Here is a 16064-nt window from a genome sequence, read left to right as displayed (position 1 = left end):
AGGAGGCGCCACCATGAACCGCTCATCGACCGGTGTCGAGCAGACCCCGACGGTACGGGTGCTGGAGGCGGCGGCCCGGCAGTCCCTGCACGCCCCCTCGGTCTTCAACACCCAGCCCTGGCGCTGGCGGGTCACCCCGGACGCGCTGGAGCTGCGCGCCGACCCGGACCGGCAGCTCGCCCACACCGACCCGGACGCCCGGCTGCTCACGCTGAGCTGCGGGGCGGCGCTGCACCACGCCCGCGTCTCGCTGACCGCCGCCGGGTGGGCGGTCACGGTGGAACGGATGCCCGACCCGGGCGACCCGGCGCTGCTGGCCCGGCTGCGCGCGACCGGCCCGGCGGACCTGGACGTCCCGGCGGGACGGCTGGTCGACGCGATCCCGCGCCGGCGCAGCGACCGCCGCGCGTACGGCGACCGCCCGGTGCCCGAACCGGTCCTGGCCCGCCTCACCGACGCGGTCGAGGCCGAGGGCGCGCACCTGCACGTGGTCCGGCCGGACCAGATGCCGATGCTGGCCGTCTCCACCGGCCGGGCCGCCGACGCCGAGCTGGCCGACCCGGCGTACCGGGAGGAGCTGCGCCGCTGGACCAACCGGCCGGCGGACAGCGGCGACGGCGTGCCCGCCGCCACCGCCGTGCGACCCGCGCCGAGACGGGTGCCGGTGCGCGACTACGCGCCCGGCGGGGCGGCCGGGCTGAGCGCGGGCGCGGACTTCGACCGCGGCGCGGCGTACCTGATCCTGTTCGGTGAGCGGGACGAGCCGGCGGCCTGGCTGCGCGGCGGCGAGGCGTTGTCGGCGCTGCTGCTCACCGCGACCGCCGAAGGGCTGGCCAGCGCGCCGCTCAGCGACGCGATCGAGCTGGCCTGGCCCCGCCGGATGATGCGTGACCTGCTCGCCGGAATCGGCGCGCCCTACCTGGTGGTCCGGGTCGGCTGGGGGCCCGACGCCGAGCTGCCGCCGGCGCCGCGCCGCACGCCGGCCGACGTCATCGAGGTGGTCGCGCCGCCGGAGTGACCTGCTGGTCGTCCGACTCCCTCGGACGCCGAAAGGCGGTCCAGAGGTTGAATCCGACGATCGCGACCGCGAACGTCGCCCAGAGCGCGAGCAGGGCCGGCGAGTGACCGTCCCGGGCGAACCGGGGCAGGGCCACGGCCAACAGCACCACGCCGAACAGCGCCGAGGCGACGGCCATCGCCCGCCCTGCCCGCCGGGCCGGCCGCGGCACGGACGGACGCCGCTCGGCGGTGCGCGCGGCGAGGACCCGGCGCAGGGTGGTCCCGACCACCGTGGCCGCCGCCGCCAGCCAGAGGACGGGAAACCACGAGAAGGGTTCCGTGACGAGCCGCAGCACACCGTAGCCGGCCAGGACCGCGCCGAGCGTCGCGATGAAGAGGTCCCGCTGCCGTGCGCTTCCGGACATGCGTGGACGTCTACCCGGTCCGGCACCGCCGCATGCCCACGTCGACCGGGGCTCGGACGGCCGGAGCGGGCGCTAGTCTCGGCGGGTGTTCGAACCGGATCCGGCCGACGCGTTCGTGGTCTTCGGCGACCAGGACTCCGGCTGTCTCTCCTTCGGCGTGCGGGCGGTGGGCCGGCGCTGGTTCGTCAAGCAGGCCCGGACGCCGCGGGCGCGGGTCTCGCTCACCCGGGCCCTCGGGCTGCACGCCGCCGTTCGGCACCCGGGCATCGTCCGGCCGGAGCTGGTGCGCGACGGCACCGACGGGCCCACTCTCATCTACCCGTGGTGCGCCGGCACCGTGCTCAACCACGCCACCGTGCACGGCTCGGACCGCGCCGGCCTGGCCCGCTTCCAGCGCCTCCCGGTCACCGAGGCGCACGCGGCCCTGGCGGTGATCCTCGACGCCCACCTGGCCGTCAGCGCCGCCGGCTACGTCGCGGTCGACCTGTACGACGGCTGTTTCCTCTACGACTTCGACGCACACCGGATGCGGCTGATCGACCTGGACGAGTACCGGCCGGGCCCGTTCGTCCTGGACTCCGAGCGGTTGCCCGGGTCCCGCCGCTACCTCTCACCGGAGGAGTTGACCCGGGGCTCGCTGATCGACGAGCGCACGACCGTCCACGCGCTGGGCCGTACGCTGCACCACCTGCTCGACGGGCCGTCGGGCTGGCGGGGCGACGACCGCGCCGCGGCGGTGGTGGAGCGGGCCACCCGGGCCGATCCGGATGCGCGGTACGCGTCCGTGCCCGACCTGGTCGAGGCCTGGCGGAACGCCTGACCGCTGACCGCCCGACCCCGCTCGTGGGTGGCGTGGTGCCAGGCCAGGACTGCTGATCGTGCTGTTGCCGGCCCTGGGACCGGGACAGCTCTGGCTGCGCTACCGGGAGAACCGGGCGACGCTGCGTGCCTTCGGGGCCGAGCTGCACGCCGAGGCGTCCGCGGTGCTCACGGCGATCGCCGCCGCGCCACCGCCGCCGTTCCGGCTCCGCCTGTTGCGATCACTGCGGACGCTCCTCGACCTGGACCGGCCGGGGCAGCGCCGTCGTCCGACGTCTGGTCCGCGCTAGCCGCCGGCCAGGACCTCGCGGAGGCGGGCGGCGAACTCCTCCGGCTTGCCGCCGTAACCGAACCGGCCGTCGAGGAAGCCGCCGTGGTGGCTCGGGAACACCGTCGCCTCCTGCCCGAGCAGCGCGGCGGTGCCCGCCGCGGTGCGCGCCGTGTAGGTGCCGGCCGACTCCTCCCCGACCGCGACCACGATGCGGGTGGGCGCCGCGGTGAGCCGGCCCGCGTCGGGCCGGTAATCGGTGACCGCCCAGGAGTTCTGCGACAGCAGCGGGTCGTCGCGGGTGCCGTCGTCCTCCGTCGACAGGCCGAACGCGGCCGGGTCGGGCGAAGGCTGCGCGAAGTAGGCGTCGGTGAACTCGCCCTGCCAGGACGTCATCGCGATGAAGTCGGCCATGCCGGCGCCGTTGCCTCCGGCGAGGTACGCCTCGTGGAAGCGGGCGCGGGCCCGCTCGGCCCCCGCCGCGTCGGGGAGCACCGCGTTGATCGGCGGCTCGTGCGCCACCAGCGTGACGACGTCGTCGGGGTGGGTGGCGACCAGCTCGAGGGCGGTGACCGCGCCGCCGCTGCTGGCGAAGATCTCGACCGGCCCGGCGCCGAGCGCCTCGACCAGCAGGTGCAGGTCGGCGGCCTGCTGCTGCGGGGTGTGGTCGGACCGGCCGTCGGTGCGCACGCTGCGACCCAGCCCGCGCGGGTCGTAGGTGACCACGGTGCGGTCGGTGAAGTGCCCGGCGAGCGCGTCGAAGCCCTCCGCCGTCATCGGCTGGCCGATCATGAGCAGCACCGGGCGGCCGTCGGCCGGCGGCAGCGGCCCACGGACGTCGTAGACCAGGTCGGCGCCGGGCACGGCGAGCGTGTGGGTCCCTGTCGTCATGGCGGTGACCCTACGACCCCGGTCCGACATCCGTCGCCGCACCGCGCCGAGTGGCCGGCCGGCCGGCCGGGCCGCGAAGGAGCGCCGGCGGTACCGGCCGGGCCGGTGCAAACACCCGCCCGACCGGGCGGCCGGCGCATAGCGTGTGGGCAGGGAGGCAGCCTGGGCAGGAGGCGGCCGGAGCCGGAGGGGGACGCCGTGACGGAGCCGGAAGAGGAGCAGGAGAAGACCCGCAAGACCGATCAGGTGCTGTTCTCACCCGACGGCGACCCGCACCACACGCTGGCCGAGGCGCCCCAGCCGGACGAGCACCTCGACGTCACCGCCACGGTCGACGACCGGACCGAGGTCGTCGACGACGAGCGCTGACGGGCCGGGACTACCGCCGGTGCCGGCGTCGGCGTCGACGCCCTGGGGCGGCCTGCGGTCGGCGGGTCCCGGTGCTCCTTGGGCTCGCGCCGCTCAGACCGGTGGGATGCCGGAGCGGCCGATCGCGGACATGTCGCCGCCACCGATCTCGGTGGTGTCGCCGGGCGGGCGCGGCGGGCCGGTGGCCTCGGTCCGGTCCTCGACGCAGGCGTCGCCCCCGCCGTGCATCAGCTCCCCGACGGCGGCCAGCGCCGACCCCTTGTCCGGGCAGGGCCGGCCGGTGGCGAGCACCTGGCCGTCGTCGCCCAGGACGGTGAACCCGACCGTGCCGTCGGGCTCGCTCTCGATGACGAACTTCACCGTGCCTCCCCCTCGGGTCAGCTCACGCCCTGGGACTGCAACCACAGCTCCAGCAGGCCCAGTTGCCACAGCTTGTTGCTGCCGGCGGCGGCCTGGGCCCGGTCCGGCTCGGTGAGCAGTTCGTCGACGTACGCGCGGCGGAACAGGCCGCGCCGGCGCGCCTCGGGCGCGTGCAGGGCCTCGACCACCAACTCTCGCACGGGACCGTCGACGTTGCGCAGCGCCGGGACCGGGAAGTAGCCCTTGGGCCGGTCGATCACCTCGGGTGGTAGCACCTCGCGGGCCACGTCCTTGAGCACCCCCTTGCCGCCCTGGGCCAGCTTGTGCTCGGGTGGACAGGCCGCGGCCAGCGTCACCAGGTCCTGGTCGAGGAACGGGGTACGCACCTCCAGCCCCCAGGCCATGCTCATGCTGTCCACCCGCTTCACCGGGTCGTCCGGGAGCATCAGGTGGGTGTCCAGGCGCAGCACCGCGTCCACCGCGGTCTGCGCGCCGGGCGCGGCCAGCTCCGCGGCGACCAGCTCGCCGCTGGCGTCCCGGTCGCAGGCGTACGCCGGGTCGACCACCCGGTTCAGCTCGGCGTGGTCCCGGTCGAAGAACGCGGCGGTGAACTCGGCGGCTGCGTCCGCGCGGGCCGCGTCGGCGAGCCGGTGGTGGTAGCCGTAGCCGGCGAAGACCTCGTCGGCGCCCTGCCCGGACTGTGCCACCTTCACGTGCCGGGCGACCTGCTCGGAGAGCAGGTGGAACGCCACCACGTCGTGGCTGCCCATCGGTTCGGTCATCGCCGTCACGGTGGCCCGTACGGCCGGGCCGAGGTCGCCGTCGGCGAGCCGGATGCGGTGGTGGTCGGTGTCGAACGTGCGGGCGACCAGGTCGGAGTAGTGGAACTCGTCGCCGGACTCGTCGCCCCGACTGTCGAAGCCGATGCTGAACGTCTGGAGGTGGTGCTGCCCGGCCCCGTCGAGCAATGCGACGATCATGCTGGAGTCGAGCCCGCCGGAGAGGAGCACCCCGACCGGCACGTCGGCGACCAGCCGCCGGCGTACGGCGGTGCGCAGCGCGTCCCCGACCGCGGACCGCCAGTCGCGGGCGTCCATGCCGTCGTGGGCCGGGTCGCGCCGGTACTCGGGCCGCCAGTAGACGTGCTCGCGGCTGCGCCCGTCGGACTCCACCACCCGGACGGTGGCCGGGGGCAGTTTGCGCACCCCGCGCAGGATCGTGCGCGGCGCCGGCACGATCGAGTGCCAGGACAGGTAGTGGTGCAGCGCGACCCGGTCGATGCCGGTGTCCACGTCGCCGGCGGCGAGCAGCGCCGGCAGCGTGGAGGCGAAACGCAGCCGGCCGGGTGACTCGGCGAGGTAGAGCGGTTTGATGCCCAGCCGGTCCCGGGCCAGCACGAGCCGGCGCCGCCGCCGGTCGACGAGCGCGACCGCGAACATCCCGACCAGGTGGTCGACGAACCGCTCACCCCACTGCGCGTACGCGACCAGCACCACCTCGGTGTCGCTGGTCGATCCGAAGGTGTGTCCGGCCGCCCGCAGCTCCTCGCGCAGCTCCGGGTAGTTGTAGACGCAGCCGTTGAAGACCAGGGCCAGCCCGAGGTCCTCCCGGACCATGGGTTGGCCGCCGGCCTCGGACAGGTCGATGACGGTCAGCCGGCGGTGCCCGAGGGTCACCCAGCCGTCGCTCCAGAGTCCTTCGCCGTCCGGGCCGCGCGAGCGCATGGCCTCGGTCATCCGGGTCACCGCGGCCGCGTCGGGGGTGGCGCCGTCGAAGCGGGCCTCGCCGCTGATCCCGCACATCTCAGCGGCCGCCGGTCAGTCGCGGAGCACCCACCAGGCACACCTCCCGCCGCGCCGTCCCCCGGGCGGTTCGCCGGGTCCGCCGTCTACCCGGCCTGTGACGGAGGAAACCCGGGATGGGCGGTTGGCGAGCCGGAACGGGCGGACCGTCGTACGGTGGCGGTACGGGCCATGTCCCCGGGCGGTCCGGCCACGGGACGTGGCCATGATCAACAATGCCTGCCAGGAGGACGTGTGTTCGCCAATTCCGAGGAACTCCTGCGTTACCTCAGCGATGAGGACGTGAAGTTCGTCGACGTACGTTTCTGTGACCTGCCCGGCGTGATGCAGCACTTCAACCTGCCGGTCGAGTCCTTCGACGACAGCGTCTTCACCGACGGCCTCGCGTTCGACGGCTCGTCGATCCGCGGCTTCCAGTCGATCCACGAGTCGGACATGCTCCTGCTCCCTGACGTGGCCACCGCGTTCGTCGACCCGTTCCGGGCGCAGAAGACGGTCGCGTTGAACTTCTTCGTGCACGACCCGTTCACCCGGGAGGCCTACTCGCGGGACCCGCGCAACGTGGCGAAGAAGGCCGAGGCCTACCTGGCGGCCAGCGGCATCGCGGACACGGCCTACTTCGGGGCCGAGGCGGAGTTCTACATCTTCGACTCGATCCGCCACGAGACCTCCGCGCACCAGTCGTTCTACTACATCGACTCGATCGAGGGCGCCTGGAACACCGGCCGGGTCGAGGAGGGCGGCAACCGCGGCTACAAGACCGCCTACAAGGGCGGCTACTTCCCCGTCCCGCCGGTCGACCACTACGCCGACCTGCGCGACAGCATGGTCCGCCGGATGGTCGACGCCGGTTTCACGGTGGAGCGCTCGCACCACGAGGTCGGCACGGGTGGCCAGTCGGAGATCAACTACAAGTTCTCCACGCTGCTGCACTCGGCCGACCAGCTCCAGCTCTTCAAGTACCTGATCAAGAACGAGGCGTGGGCGCACGGCAAGACGGCGACGTTCATGCCCAAGCCGCTGTTCGGTGACAACGGCTCCGGCATGCACACCCACCAGAGCCTCTGGCTGAACGGCGAACCGCTGTTCTACGACGAGACCGGCTACGCCGGCCTGTCCGACACCGCCCGCTGGTACATCGGCGGCCTGCTGCACCACGCGCCCTCGCTGCTGGCGTTCACCAACCCCACGGTGAACTCCTACCGGCGCCTGGTGCCCGGCTTCGAGGCCCCGGTCAACCTGGTCTACTCCCAGCGCAACCGGTCCGCCTGCACCCGCATCCCGGTCACCGGCAGCAACCCCAAGGCCAAGCGCGTCGAGTTCCGCGTCCCCGACCCCTCGGCCAACGTCTACCTCGCCTTCTCCGCGATGATGATGGCCGGCCTGGACGGCATCAAGAGCAAGATCGAGCCGCCGGCCCCGATCGACAAGGACCTCTACGACCTCCCGCCGGAGGAGTGGGGCGACGTCAAGCAGGTCCCCGGCTCCCTGCCGCACGCGCTGGAGGCGCTCGCCCAGGACCACGACTACCTGCTCGACGGTGGCGTGTTCACCGACGACCTGATCTCCACCTGGATCGACTGGAAGAACGCCAACGAGGTCGACCCGGTGCGCCTGCGGCCCACACCGCACGAGTTCGCGCTCTACTTCGACTGCTGACCCGGGCCCGCCGCCCCCGCGTGTCGCACGTGGGGGCGGCGCTGCGGGGAAACCGCATCCGGCGGGCACCCGGACTCGTACCGTCGAGGCATGGCCCCGCCGCGCGACGACGCACCGACCGGACCCGCACTCCGGTGGAGCCGTCGATGAGGCGGCGGCCCGCCACCGCCACCTCCGCCCCGGCGATCCCGGCCACCCTCACCCTCGGGGTCGAGGAGGAGTTCCTGCTGCTGGACCCGGAGACCGGGGAGAGCATGCCGGTCGCCGACCGGGTCCGCGACGCGCTGTCCGGGACCGCCCGTGAGCAGGCCCGGCAGGAGTTCCGGCACAGCATGGTGGAGATGGTGACCCCGGTCAGCCCCGACCTGGCACGACTGCGGGACCACCTGGTCGCGCTGCGCCGCGCCGCCGCCCGCGCGGCCGAGGCCGTCGGCGCGCGACTGGTCGCCGTCGGCGCCACCCCGGTCTGCGAGGCCCACCGCACCGTGCCGGACGAGCAGCGCTACCACGACATGTCCCGCCGGTTCGGTCCGGTCGCCCACGACCCGGCGGTCTGCGGCTGCCACGTCCACGTCGGCGTGCCCGACCGGGAACTCGCCGTGCAGGTCTGCAACCACCTGCGGCCGTGGCTGCCGGTGGTGCAGGCGCTCACCACGAACTCCCCGCTGCACGACGGGCGCGACACCGGACACGCGAGCTGGCGGTCGATGCAGCTGGAACGCTGGCCGAGCATCGGGCCCACGCCGCACTTCGACTCCGCCGCCGACTACGACGCCACCGTGCGGGACCTGATCACCGCCGGGATCATGCTCGACGCCGCGATGGTCTACTGGTACGCCCGGCCGTCCGCCTCCTACCCGACGGTGGAGGTCCGCGTCGGCGACGTCTGCCCGACGGTCGACGACACCGTCCTGGTCGCCGGACTGGTCCGGGCCCTGGTCGCCACGATGATCGACGAGGTGGGCGCCGGCGTGCCGGCCCCCCGCATCCGCGACTGCCTGGTCGCCGCCGCACACTGGCGGGCCGCCCACGACGGCGTCGACGGTGAGCTGGTCGACCTGCGCACCGGCCGCCCCCGGCCGGCCTGGGACCTCGTCGACGACCTGCTCGTCGTCGTCGCGCCCGCGCTCACCCGGCACGGGGACCGGGACCTGATCCTGCGCGAGGTGGACCGGGTCCGCCGCGACGGCACCGGGGCCACCCGGCAACGACGGATCATGGCCGACACCGGCGGGGACGTCCGTGTGGTGCTCGACCACCTGGCCGCGCAGACCACCGCGGACTGACCGGCGGTGGCCCGCACCGCGTCGTCAGCGCAGGCCGGCGAAGAGGTCGTCCTCCGGGGTGGACGCGCCGGTGCGGTCACGGACCCGGACGAACGTCTCCATCCCCATCAGCTCGGTGAACCGCTCCTGCCCCAGGCGCAGGAAGAAGATGTTCTCCGCCTGGCTGGCGTGCGCGGCCAGGGAGGCGAACTTCTGCCCGCCGTGGGCGCGGGTGTCCACCCAGGTGGTGATCTCGTCGTCCGGCAGGCCCAGCGCCGGCATCTCGTCGGTGGCGTCCGGCTCGGGGAACTCGACCCCGATCTCCTGCATCACCGTGCCGAACTCCCGGAACGCGCTGCGCGGCACGGTGGTCCAGTAGACCTTCGCCGGGATGTCGGTGCGCTCGACCGCGGCCATCGTGATCCGGTGGGCCTGGATGTGGTCGGGGTGGCCGTAGAAGCCGTTCTCGTCGTAGGTGACCACGACGTCGGGGCGGTAGCGCCGGATCAGCTCGGCCAGCCGGTCGGCCGCCTCGTCCACCGGCGTGTTCCAGAACGCGCCGGGCGCGTCGTTGGTCGCCCAGCCCATCATCCCCGAGTCGGCGTAGTCGAGCGTCTCCAGGTGGGTCACCTTCAACGCCTCGCAACTGGCCGCCAGCTCGGCGCGGCGCATCGCCACCACGGACTGCGGGTCGTGTCCGTCCTCGCCCGGCTTGACGCCGTCGGGTCCGTCGCCGCACCGCCCGTCGGTGCACGTCACGAGCACCGTCGTGACGCCCTCCGCCGCGTAGCGGGCGAGAACGCCGCCGGTGCTGGTCGCCTCGTCGTCGGGGTGCGCGTGCACCGCCATCAGGGTCAAAGATCGCTCAGCCACCCCGTCACCATACGAGCAGGAACCGACGAACTAGCATTGCCCGGTCCGCAGACGGCGACGGAAGCGAGGCGCGATGGGTTGGCTCCGGCGGTTGCTCGGTGGCGATCGGGTCGACCTGGACCCCGGGCGTCAGCAGGCGTTGCTGCGGGACGTCCGGCACTCCTACGGCGCGCACGCGCGGGTCCGGTTCCCCGACCAGGTCGACGCGATCACCCGGTTGCTGTCCGACGACGACGGTCTGGTGGTGGCCGCCGGGATCGTGTGCGAGGCCGCCGAGGAGGCCCACGCCGACCTCCAGTTCCAGGCGCAGGAGGTGTTCCGGCGCACCGGCCGGCGGCTGCTGGTGCACCGACGCAACTACCGGCCCCTGTGGAAGGAGGCCGGTCCGGCGCTGCGCTGGCCGCTGGGCGCCCTGCCGAGCGGGCTGCACCCGTACGCGCAGGTGTCCGCCGCCGTCACGGTGGTCGGCGCCCGGGCGGACCGCCTCGACCGGGTGACCGACCCGCAGCCGTTCGTGGTACGCCTGTTCGAGGTGCTCGACCTCACCACGGCCGGGTGGGAGTTCGGCCGGGTGCGGGTGGACACCGACAGCGTCGCCCTGGTGGAACGGCTGACGGGCACCGCCGCGCGGGTCCTCGCCGCGATGGACGACCCGCCCCGACTGCCGCCGGCGGTGCGGGAGATGATGCGCCGCAACCACACCGTCGACGTCCACGACCCGGCCGGGCCGCACGTCGTGGGCCGGATCAACCCGGGCGCGCGACTGCGCGAGACGCTGCTGGCCTGACCGCCGTCCGCCGGAGGGACGGGACGCGCCGGCCGCTGCGGTCGGCGCGTCCCGCCCCGGTCAGGTGGTGGTGACGGTCAGGGACGTCGGCGGGTCGTTGGCCCCGTTCGCCGACCCGATGAAGCCGAAGGTGGTGGACGCGCCGGCCGCCAGCGCGCCGTTGTAGTCGACGTTGCGCACCGTCACGTTCGCGCCGCTCTGGCTGTGCGTGCCGCCCCAGATCTGGTTGACGACCTGGCCGTTCCGGAACGTCCAGGAGACCGTCCAGCCGCGGATCGCGGTCGCGCCGGCGGTGACGGTGACCTCGCCCTGGAAGCCACCCGACCACGAGCCGGTCACCGCGTACGTCGCCCGGGCGCCCGAGGGCGCCGGCGAGCTGGTGGTCGGCGTCGGCGTCGGCGGCGTGGTCGGCGTGGGGGTGAGGGTGGGCGACGGCGTCACGCCGGGACGGGTCGCGCGGTAGGTGTGGCCGGCGCGGACGGTGAGCTGGACGACGTCCGTCTCCGGCCGGGTGGTGGCCGGCGAGCTGCCGTCGGCGGCGTCGACGAGCACGAAGCTGCCGGTGAACAGCCGGGACCGCAGTCGCAGCGTCCCGTCCCGGTCGGCGCGGACGCCGATCTCGTCGGCCTGGCCGTTGCTCCAGGCGAGCCCGACGGTGTAGCCGCCCCGGCCGCGCAGGCCGGTCACCCGCCCGGTGGGCCAGGCGCTCGGCAGCGCGGGCAGCAGGTGCAGCTCGCCGGTGTGGCTGTGCAGCAGCATCTCGGCGATGCCGGAGGTGGCGCCGAAGTTGCCGTCGATCTGGAACGGCGGGTGCAGGTCGAACATGTTGGGCGCCAGCCGGTCGGTGCGGACCAGGTCGCGCAGGAGCTTGTGGGCGCGGGCGCCGTCCTCCAGCCGCGCCCAGAAGTTGATCTTCCAGGCGAGGGACCAGCCCGTGCCGTCGTCGCCCCGCAGTTCCAGGGTCTTCCGGGCGGCCTCGTACAACGCCGGGGTGCCCCGCCGGGTGATCTGGTTGCCGGGGTGCAGGCCGTACAGGTGGGACACGTGCCGGTGGGTCCGCTCGGTCTCGACCCAGTCGGCCAGCCACTCCTGGACGTTGCCGCGGGAGCCGACGCGGCTCGGCGGCAGCCGGTCCCGGGCGGTCCGCGCCTGGGACCGGAAGGTGGTGTCGACGCCGAGGACCTCACCGGCCCGCGCCGCGGCGTCGAACAGGTCGCGCAGGATCTGGTTGTCCATCGTGGGTCCCGCGCAGACGCTGGCGTTCGCGTGGTGCGGCAACTCCGGGGAGTTCGACGGGTTCGTCACCAGGTAACCGAGCGTCGGATGGGCGACCAGGGTGTCGAGGAAGAACTGGGCGGCGCCCTTCAGGGCCGGATAGTGGGCCGACAGGAAGCCGAGGTCGCCGGTGAACAGGTAGTGGTCCCAGATGAGGGTGCTCAGCCAGGCGCCGCCGGTCTGCCACATGCCCCACAGCGCGCCGTCGACGACGGAGGCGCCCCGCCAGGCGTCGGTGTTGTGGTGGGTGACCCAACCGCCGGCCCCGTACTGCGCCTGCGCGACCCGGGCCCCGGTGACAGCCAGGTCCCTGACCATGTCGAAGACGGGCAGGAAGCACTCGGACAGGTTCGTGGTGTCGGCCGGCCAGTAGTTCATCGGCAGGTTGGCGTTGATCGTGTACTTCGAGTCCCAGGCCGGGGCCAGCGAGTCGTTCCAGATGCCCTGGAGGTTGGCCGGCTGGGTGCCCGGGCGGGAGCAGGAGATCAGCAGGTAGCGTCCGTACTGGAACAGCAGCGCGGCGAACTGCGGATCGTCGCTGGTCGCGTGCTGGGCGATCCGGACGTCGGTCGGTTGGTCGGCCGCGGCGGTGCGTCCCAGGTCGATGCTGACGCGACGGAACAGCGCCTGGTAGTCGGCGAGGTGTCGGCTGCGCAGCTGGTCGACGGCGACGGTCCGGGCGGCGGCGAGCCGGTTGCGGGCGATGCCCTGGTAGTCCCCGTTGACGGTGCGGTAGTTGACGTAGCTGGAGCCGATCGAGATCAGCACGGTCACGCTGGTGGCGCCGGAGACTCGCAGCGTGCCGCCGGAACTGCTGACCGTGCCACCGGTCGCGGCGGCGTGGGCCAGGGCGAGGAAACGCACCGAGCCGGTGACGCCCTCCATGGAGCCGGAGACGCCGTCGAGCCCGATGGTCGCGCCGTCCGGGCTCGACACGGTGGTCCGCTGCGGACTGTCGAAGGTGGCGGAGAACGTGATCGCGTCCGCCCGGTCGGCGGTCAGCCGGACCACGATCACCTGGTCGGCCGCGCTGGCGAAGACCTCCCGCTGGTGCCGTACGCCGCCCCGCAGGTAGGTGGTGGTCACCGTGGCGGTGGTGAGGTCGAGGGTCCGCCGGTACTGGGTCGTCCCGTCGGCCGAGCCGAAGGCGAGCCGGAGGTTGCCCACGGTCTGGTAGGCGAGCTGGCCGCCCGGGCTGCCCATCATGGTCTGGTTGATCAGGTCCTGCGCCGAGGTCCACTGGTCGGCGAAGACTCGCCGCCGGATCTCGGCCAGGTTGGCCGCGCCCCGGGTGTTGGCCGAGTCGTAAGGGCCGCCGGCCCAGACGGTGTCCTCGTTGAGCTGCAGCCGTTCGGTGTCGATGGTGCCGAACACCATCGCGCCGAGACGCCCGTTGCCGATCGGCAGCGCGCGGAGCCAGTCGGTGCCGGCCGGCTCGTCGTACCAGAGCGCCAGGTCGTCGGCGGCCAGCGCCTCCGGTGGCGCGGCCGAGCCGGCGCGGGCGGCAGTCCAGGCCGCCGGCAGCAGCGCGGCGCCGCTCCCGGCCGCCGCGGCCTTGATGACGTTCCTTCGGGTCACTTCGGACATGGTCTCTCCAGGTCACGTGGATCAGAGACGGGTGGGGTCGCTGTTAGCGTTAACAGGCGCTGCCCACGCGCCCCTGTCCGATGCCTGCGCCCGAGCTCCCGTACGCGCGCCACATCTGCCGATATGGACTCTCGTGGATGAAAACGCCACTCGTCAAGGAGCGGGAACGGGTTTTTGCGAACGTTGCCACCCCGGCTCCCGGGTCGACCCGGCGGGCCGACCGCGGCGCCGGACCCACCGGCCGGCCCACCCGGGTCACGTGCAGGATGCGCCCGGGCTCGACGTCCAGCAGCGCGCCGAGCGCGTCTCGGCTGCCGGCGACGTCGACGAGCTGGCTCAGCGGATGCGCCGCCAGCCCGGCCGCCTGCACCGTCAGCCACACCCGCAGCAGCACCCGTCCGAATTCGACCTGCCCGGCCGCGTCCAGGTCGGCCGGCGCGACCAGCGCCAGCAACGCTCCCCCACGCGCCAGCGGGTCACCGCCGGCGGCGGCGAGCGCCCGCGGCAGTCCCAGCGGCCGCAGCACCGGGTACGCGGCCAGTGCCGCCCGCAGCCCGACGGCCGCCGGCCGGGACAACCCGAGACACCTGTCGGTCAGCCCGTCCGCCCGGTAGTCCCGACGGGCCGGATCGAGGCGCAGCCACCGCCGCAGCTCCGCCACGACCGCCGGGTCCCCGTACACGTGACGGTCGGCGGCGCGCAGCAACGCGCCGACCCGCCCCCCGTCCGGGACCACGTGGACCGCGCCGCCGGACCGACGGGCGACGGCGTCCACGGCCGCGACCACGTCGGCGTCCGGCCCGTCGGTGAACCGGCCCCGGTCGGTCCGCCGGTCCCACACCTCCGGGGTGCGGAACGGCGTCCGGTACGGGTGCCGTGCCGGGCGCAGCCGGCCCACCCGCCGGTCGGCGGCGTCGTGGTCGGCGACCCAGTTCAGCCGCAGCCCCGCGTCGGCGGCGACGATCAGGCAGGTCTCCACGAACGCGCCCAGCGACAGCCGCAGGTCCCGGCCGGTCGGGTCGCCGGCCGGCAACGTGTCGGCCGGGTCCCAGCCGACGGTGACCGCCCACCGCTCGTAGCGCAGCCGCCAGGGTTGGGTGTTGTGCGCGCTCGGCGCCCGCCAGCACAGCGGCTCCAGCGCGCGGAACGCGGCGAGGTCCATGTCAGCGCTCCCGGGCGTAGAAGGTGTAACCGTGCAGCGGCCGGCCGCCGAGCCGCCGGAACTGCGCCGCCGAGGCCGGGTTGTCCCGCCCGACGTAGGTGCTGCGCAGCGTCGTGTAGCCACCGGCCCGCAGGTGGTGGTGCAGGTGCGCGGAGAGCAGCCGCTGGTAGCCGCGCCCCTGGAACTCCGGCACCACGCCCTTGACGATCAGCACCGCCTCCCGGCGGTGCCGGCGGCGGGTGGCCAGCAGCCGCAGCTGGTTGACCGGGTGCAGATCGCCGCGCACCGCGACCAGGAACGCGCTGATGTCCGGCACGCAGAGCACGAACGCCACCGGCCGGCCGCCCCGGGTCAGGTAGAGCAGCAGCGACTCGTCCAGCAGGTGGGCCAAGCCGTCGGTCTGCCGGCGCAACTGCGCGGCCGAGATCGGCGTGTAGTAGCCGAGTTGGGCGAACGAGTCGTTCAGCATCCCGCGCAGCAGGTCGAGCTGCGCGTCCAGCCGCCGCACGTTCCCCCGGTGCAGCTCCAGCCGCACGCCGTCGGGCTGCACGCCCGGCTCCGGCGGCGGCCCGTCCGGCGCCGGGACCGGGCAGATCCAGGTGTCGGAGACGAACCGGCGGGTGAACCCGTACGCCTCGTAGGCGGCCGGGTAGCGAGGCGGGTTCCAGGCGCTGTCCACGAACCCCCGGTCGTCGAATCCGGAGGTGATCACCCCGCCGGCCTGGTTGGGCAGCAGCGCCACCGGCCCGAACAGCAGATCCCGGTCGGCGGCGGCGTGCCCGGCGATCGCGTCGAACAGCGGCTCGGCGGCCGGCGCGGCGAACTCGGTCAGCCCGAACAGCTGGCACCGCCGACCGAGCTTCGCGTCCAGGTCCGCGTCGGTGTGCAGGGTGGTGCGGGCGACCACCGTGCCGGTGGCGTCGCGCAGCACGTACATCGGCACGCCGTCGCGCCACCAGCGGCGGATCTGCTGGCGCGGGGTCGGCACGTAGCGGGGCTCGCCCGCGTACAGCCGGTCGGTGAGGGCGACGAAGTCCCGCAGGCCACGCCGGTCGGTGACCCGCGCGAACCGGTGGCCGCTCACCGGCGTACCGCCGGCCCGGTCGTCTCCGCGCCCAGCGGCGTGAAGGTGTCGATGTGGCCCATCGCGCCGTCCTCGGCCCGCCACGCCCCGTTGGAGTAGCCGTCCGGGGACGCCGTGTAGAGCCGGATGAACCCGGCGGTCGCGTTGCGGGTGCCGTCGGTCAGCCACGTCATCAGCCGCCGGTGGTGGCGGGTCCGGGCGAAGCGCAGCATCGCGTCCCGGTCGGTGAAGAACGCGATCGTGCCGAGCGTGAGCGGGAACTGCCAGTAGACGGTGTGCCAGCAGTAGCCGGACATCCGGCGCATGTCCCGGACCATCCGGAACCAGTCGGGGGCCAGCCGCAGCAGCACCAGCGGGTTCGCGTAGCGGGTGCCGCCGATGAACATCGCGCCGGCGCGGGCCTGCGCCGGGGCGCGGGAGAAGTCACGGGTACGCACGG

Annotated in this window: 16 protein-coding genes; 7 read left to right on the top strand and 9 right to left on the bottom strand. The window is 74.0% G+C overall.

The features are described from left to right. Positions 1–13: 13 nt before the first annotated feature. On the top strand, positions 14–1018 hold the full coding sequence (locus ACN27B_RS22320; RefSeq protein ID WP_422741438.1) for an Acg family FMN-binding oxidoreductase: 1005 nt from the start codon (positions 14–16) through the stop codon (positions 1016–1018). Here ACN27B_RS22320 and ACN27B_RS22315 read toward each other — a convergent pair. Beyond that, a complete protein-coding gene (locus ACN27B_RS22315) occupies positions 990–1424 on the bottom strand; it encodes a hypothetical protein (RefSeq protein WP_422741437.1) in 435 nt (144 codons plus the stop codon). The genes ACN27B_RS22320 and ACN27B_RS22315 overlap by 29 nt on opposite strands. A gap of 85 nt (positions 1425–1509) precedes the next feature. Between ACN27B_RS22315 and ACN27B_RS22310 the strand changes: the two genes are divergently transcribed. Next, positions 1510–2244: a serine/threonine protein kinase gene (locus tag ACN27B_RS22310; protein WP_422741436.1), complete on the top strand. Its 735-nt coding sequence runs from the start codon at positions 1510–1512 to the stop codon at positions 2242–2244. A gap of 58 nt (positions 2245–2302) precedes the next feature. Continuing rightward, positions 2303–2533 (top strand): hypothetical protein, encoded by a 231-nt coding sequence (locus ACN27B_RS22305; RefSeq protein WP_422741435.1) that lies wholly within the window; start codon positions 2303–2305, stop codon positions 2531–2533. Here ACN27B_RS22305 and ACN27B_RS22300 read toward each other — a convergent pair. After that, positions 2530–3402 (bottom strand): alpha/beta fold hydrolase, encoded by an 873-nt coding sequence (locus ACN27B_RS22300; RefSeq protein WP_099161395.1) that lies wholly within the window; start codon positions 3400–3402, stop codon positions 2530–2532. The genes ACN27B_RS22305 and ACN27B_RS22300 overlap by 4 nt on opposite strands. A gap of 198 nt (positions 3403–3600) precedes the next feature. Between ACN27B_RS22300 and ACN27B_RS22295 the strand changes: the two genes are divergently transcribed. Continuing rightward, complete coding sequence (locus tag ACN27B_RS22295) at positions 3601–3771, top strand: hypothetical protein (RefSeq protein ID WP_172967802.1); 171 nt, start codon at positions 3601–3603, stop codon at positions 3769–3771. 93 nt (positions 3772–3864) lie between these two features. Here the strand turns inward: ACN27B_RS22295 and ACN27B_RS22290 are convergent, their stop codons facing one another. Both ACN27B_RS22290 and ACN27B_RS22285 read right to left on the bottom strand, forming a co-directional pair. Beyond that, positions 3865–4131, bottom strand: coding sequence for a hypothetical protein (locus ACN27B_RS22290; protein ID WP_091576519.1), 267 nt, complete (start codon positions 4129–4131; stop codon positions 3865–3867). Between the two features lie 17 nt (positions 4132–4148). Beyond that, complete coding sequence (locus ACN27B_RS22285; RefSeq protein WP_099161396.1) at positions 4149–5933, bottom strand: N-acetylglutaminylglutamine amidotransferase; 1785 nt, start codon at positions 5931–5933, stop codon at positions 4149–4151. Between the two features lie 234 nt (positions 5934–6167). On the opposite strand from ACN27B_RS22285, the gene glnA reads away from it, so the two are divergent. Next, the gene (gene glnA, locus ACN27B_RS22280; protein WP_099161397.1) at positions 6168–7592 is read left to right on the top strand and encodes a type I glutamate--ammonia ligase; all 1425 of its coding nucleotides are present in this window, start codon (positions 6168–6170) and stop codon (positions 7590–7592) included. A gap of 146 nt (positions 7593–7738) precedes the next feature. Then, positions 7739–8878, top strand: coding sequence for a carboxylate-amine ligase (locus ACN27B_RS22275; protein ID WP_099164632.1), 1140 nt, complete (start codon positions 7739–7741; stop codon positions 8876–8878). A gap of 24 nt (positions 8879–8902) precedes the next feature. On the opposite strand, the gene ACN27B_RS22270 is transcribed toward ACN27B_RS22275, so the two are convergent. Then, a complete protein-coding gene (locus tag ACN27B_RS22270; protein WP_099161398.1) occupies positions 8903–9730 on the bottom strand; it encodes a PIG-L family deacetylase in 828 nt (275 codons plus the stop codon). 73 nt (positions 9731–9803) lie between these two features. Here ACN27B_RS22270 and ACN27B_RS22265 point away from each other — a divergent pair, with 73 nt between their 5' ends. Next, positions 9804–10517 carry a hypothetical protein gene (locus ACN27B_RS22265; protein WP_091576528.1) on the top strand — a complete coding sequence of 238 codons (714 nt, stop codon included), beginning with the start codon at positions 9804–9806 and terminating at the stop codon, positions 10515–10517. 60 nt (positions 10518–10577) lie between these two features. Here the strand turns inward: ACN27B_RS22265 and ACN27B_RS22260 are convergent, their stop codons facing one another. From ACN27B_RS22260 to ACN27B_RS22245, 4 genes are read right to left on the bottom strand one after another with little or no spacing between them, the layout of a single operon-like run. Next, on the bottom strand, positions 10578–13379 hold the full coding sequence (locus ACN27B_RS22260) for a glycosyl hydrolase family 95 catalytic domain-containing protein (RefSeq protein WP_422741434.1): 2802 nt from the start codon (positions 13377–13379) through the stop codon (positions 10578–10580). 49 nt (positions 13380–13428) lie between these two features. Beyond that, positions 13429–14541, bottom strand: a complete 1113-nt coding sequence (locus tag ACN27B_RS22255) for a nitroreductase (protein WP_422741433.1) — start codon at positions 14539–14541, stop codon at positions 13429–13431. Position 14542: 1 nt separating this feature from the next. Next, positions 14543–15625: a hypothetical protein gene (locus tag ACN27B_RS22250; RefSeq protein WP_099161401.1), complete on the bottom strand. Its 1083-nt coding sequence runs from the start codon at positions 15623–15625 to the stop codon at positions 14543–14545. Then, entirely contained in the window at positions 15622–16062 is a 441-nt protein-coding gene (locus ACN27B_RS22245) for a DUF4188 domain-containing protein (protein ID WP_091576540.1), read from the bottom strand. Before ACN27B_RS22245 ends, ACN27B_RS22250 begins: the two co-directional genes overlap by 4 nt. Between the last annotated feature and the right edge of the window lie 2 nt (positions 16063–16064).

It is taken from the genome of Micromonospora sp. WMMD754 (genome assembly GCF_049315235.1).
Lineage (GTDB): Bacteria > Actinomycetota > Actinomycetes > Mycobacteriales > Micromonosporaceae > Micromonospora > Micromonospora sediminicola.
This window is presented reverse-complemented; position numbering and strand designations above follow the sequence as displayed.

Coding starts and splice junctions, on each gene's coding strand:
- ACN27B_RS22300 (WP_099161395.1), bottom strand. CDS start 3,402: ATGACGACAGGGACCCACACGCTCGCCGTGCCCGGCGCCGACCTGGTC.
- ACN27B_RS22285 (WP_099161396.1), bottom strand. CDS start 5,933: ATGTGCGGGATCAGCGGCGAGGCCCGCTTCGACGGCGCCACCCCCGAC.
- ACN27B_RS22275 (WP_099164632.1), top strand. CDS start 7,739: ATGAGGCGGCGGCCCGCCACCGCCACCTCCGCCCCGGCGATCCCGGCC.
- ACN27B_RS22320 (WP_422741438.1), top strand. CDS start 14: ATGAACCGCTCATCGACCGGTGTCGAGCAGACCCCGACGGTACGGGTG.
- ACN27B_RS22315 (WP_422741437.1), bottom strand. CDS start 1,424: ATGTCCGGAAGCGCACGGCAGCGGGACCTCTTCATCGCGACGCTCGGC.
- ACN27B_RS22265 (WP_091576528.1), top strand. CDS start 9,804: ATGGGTTGGCTCCGGCGGTTGCTCGGTGGCGATCGGGTCGACCTGGAC.
- ACN27B_RS22255 (WP_422741433.1), bottom strand. CDS start 14,541: ATGGACCTCGCCGCGTTCCGCGCGCTGGAGCCGCTGTGCTGGCGGGCG.
- ACN27B_RS22260 (WP_422741434.1), bottom strand. CDS start 13,379: ATGTCCGAAGTGACCCGAAGGAACGTCATCAAGGCCGCGGCGGCCGGG.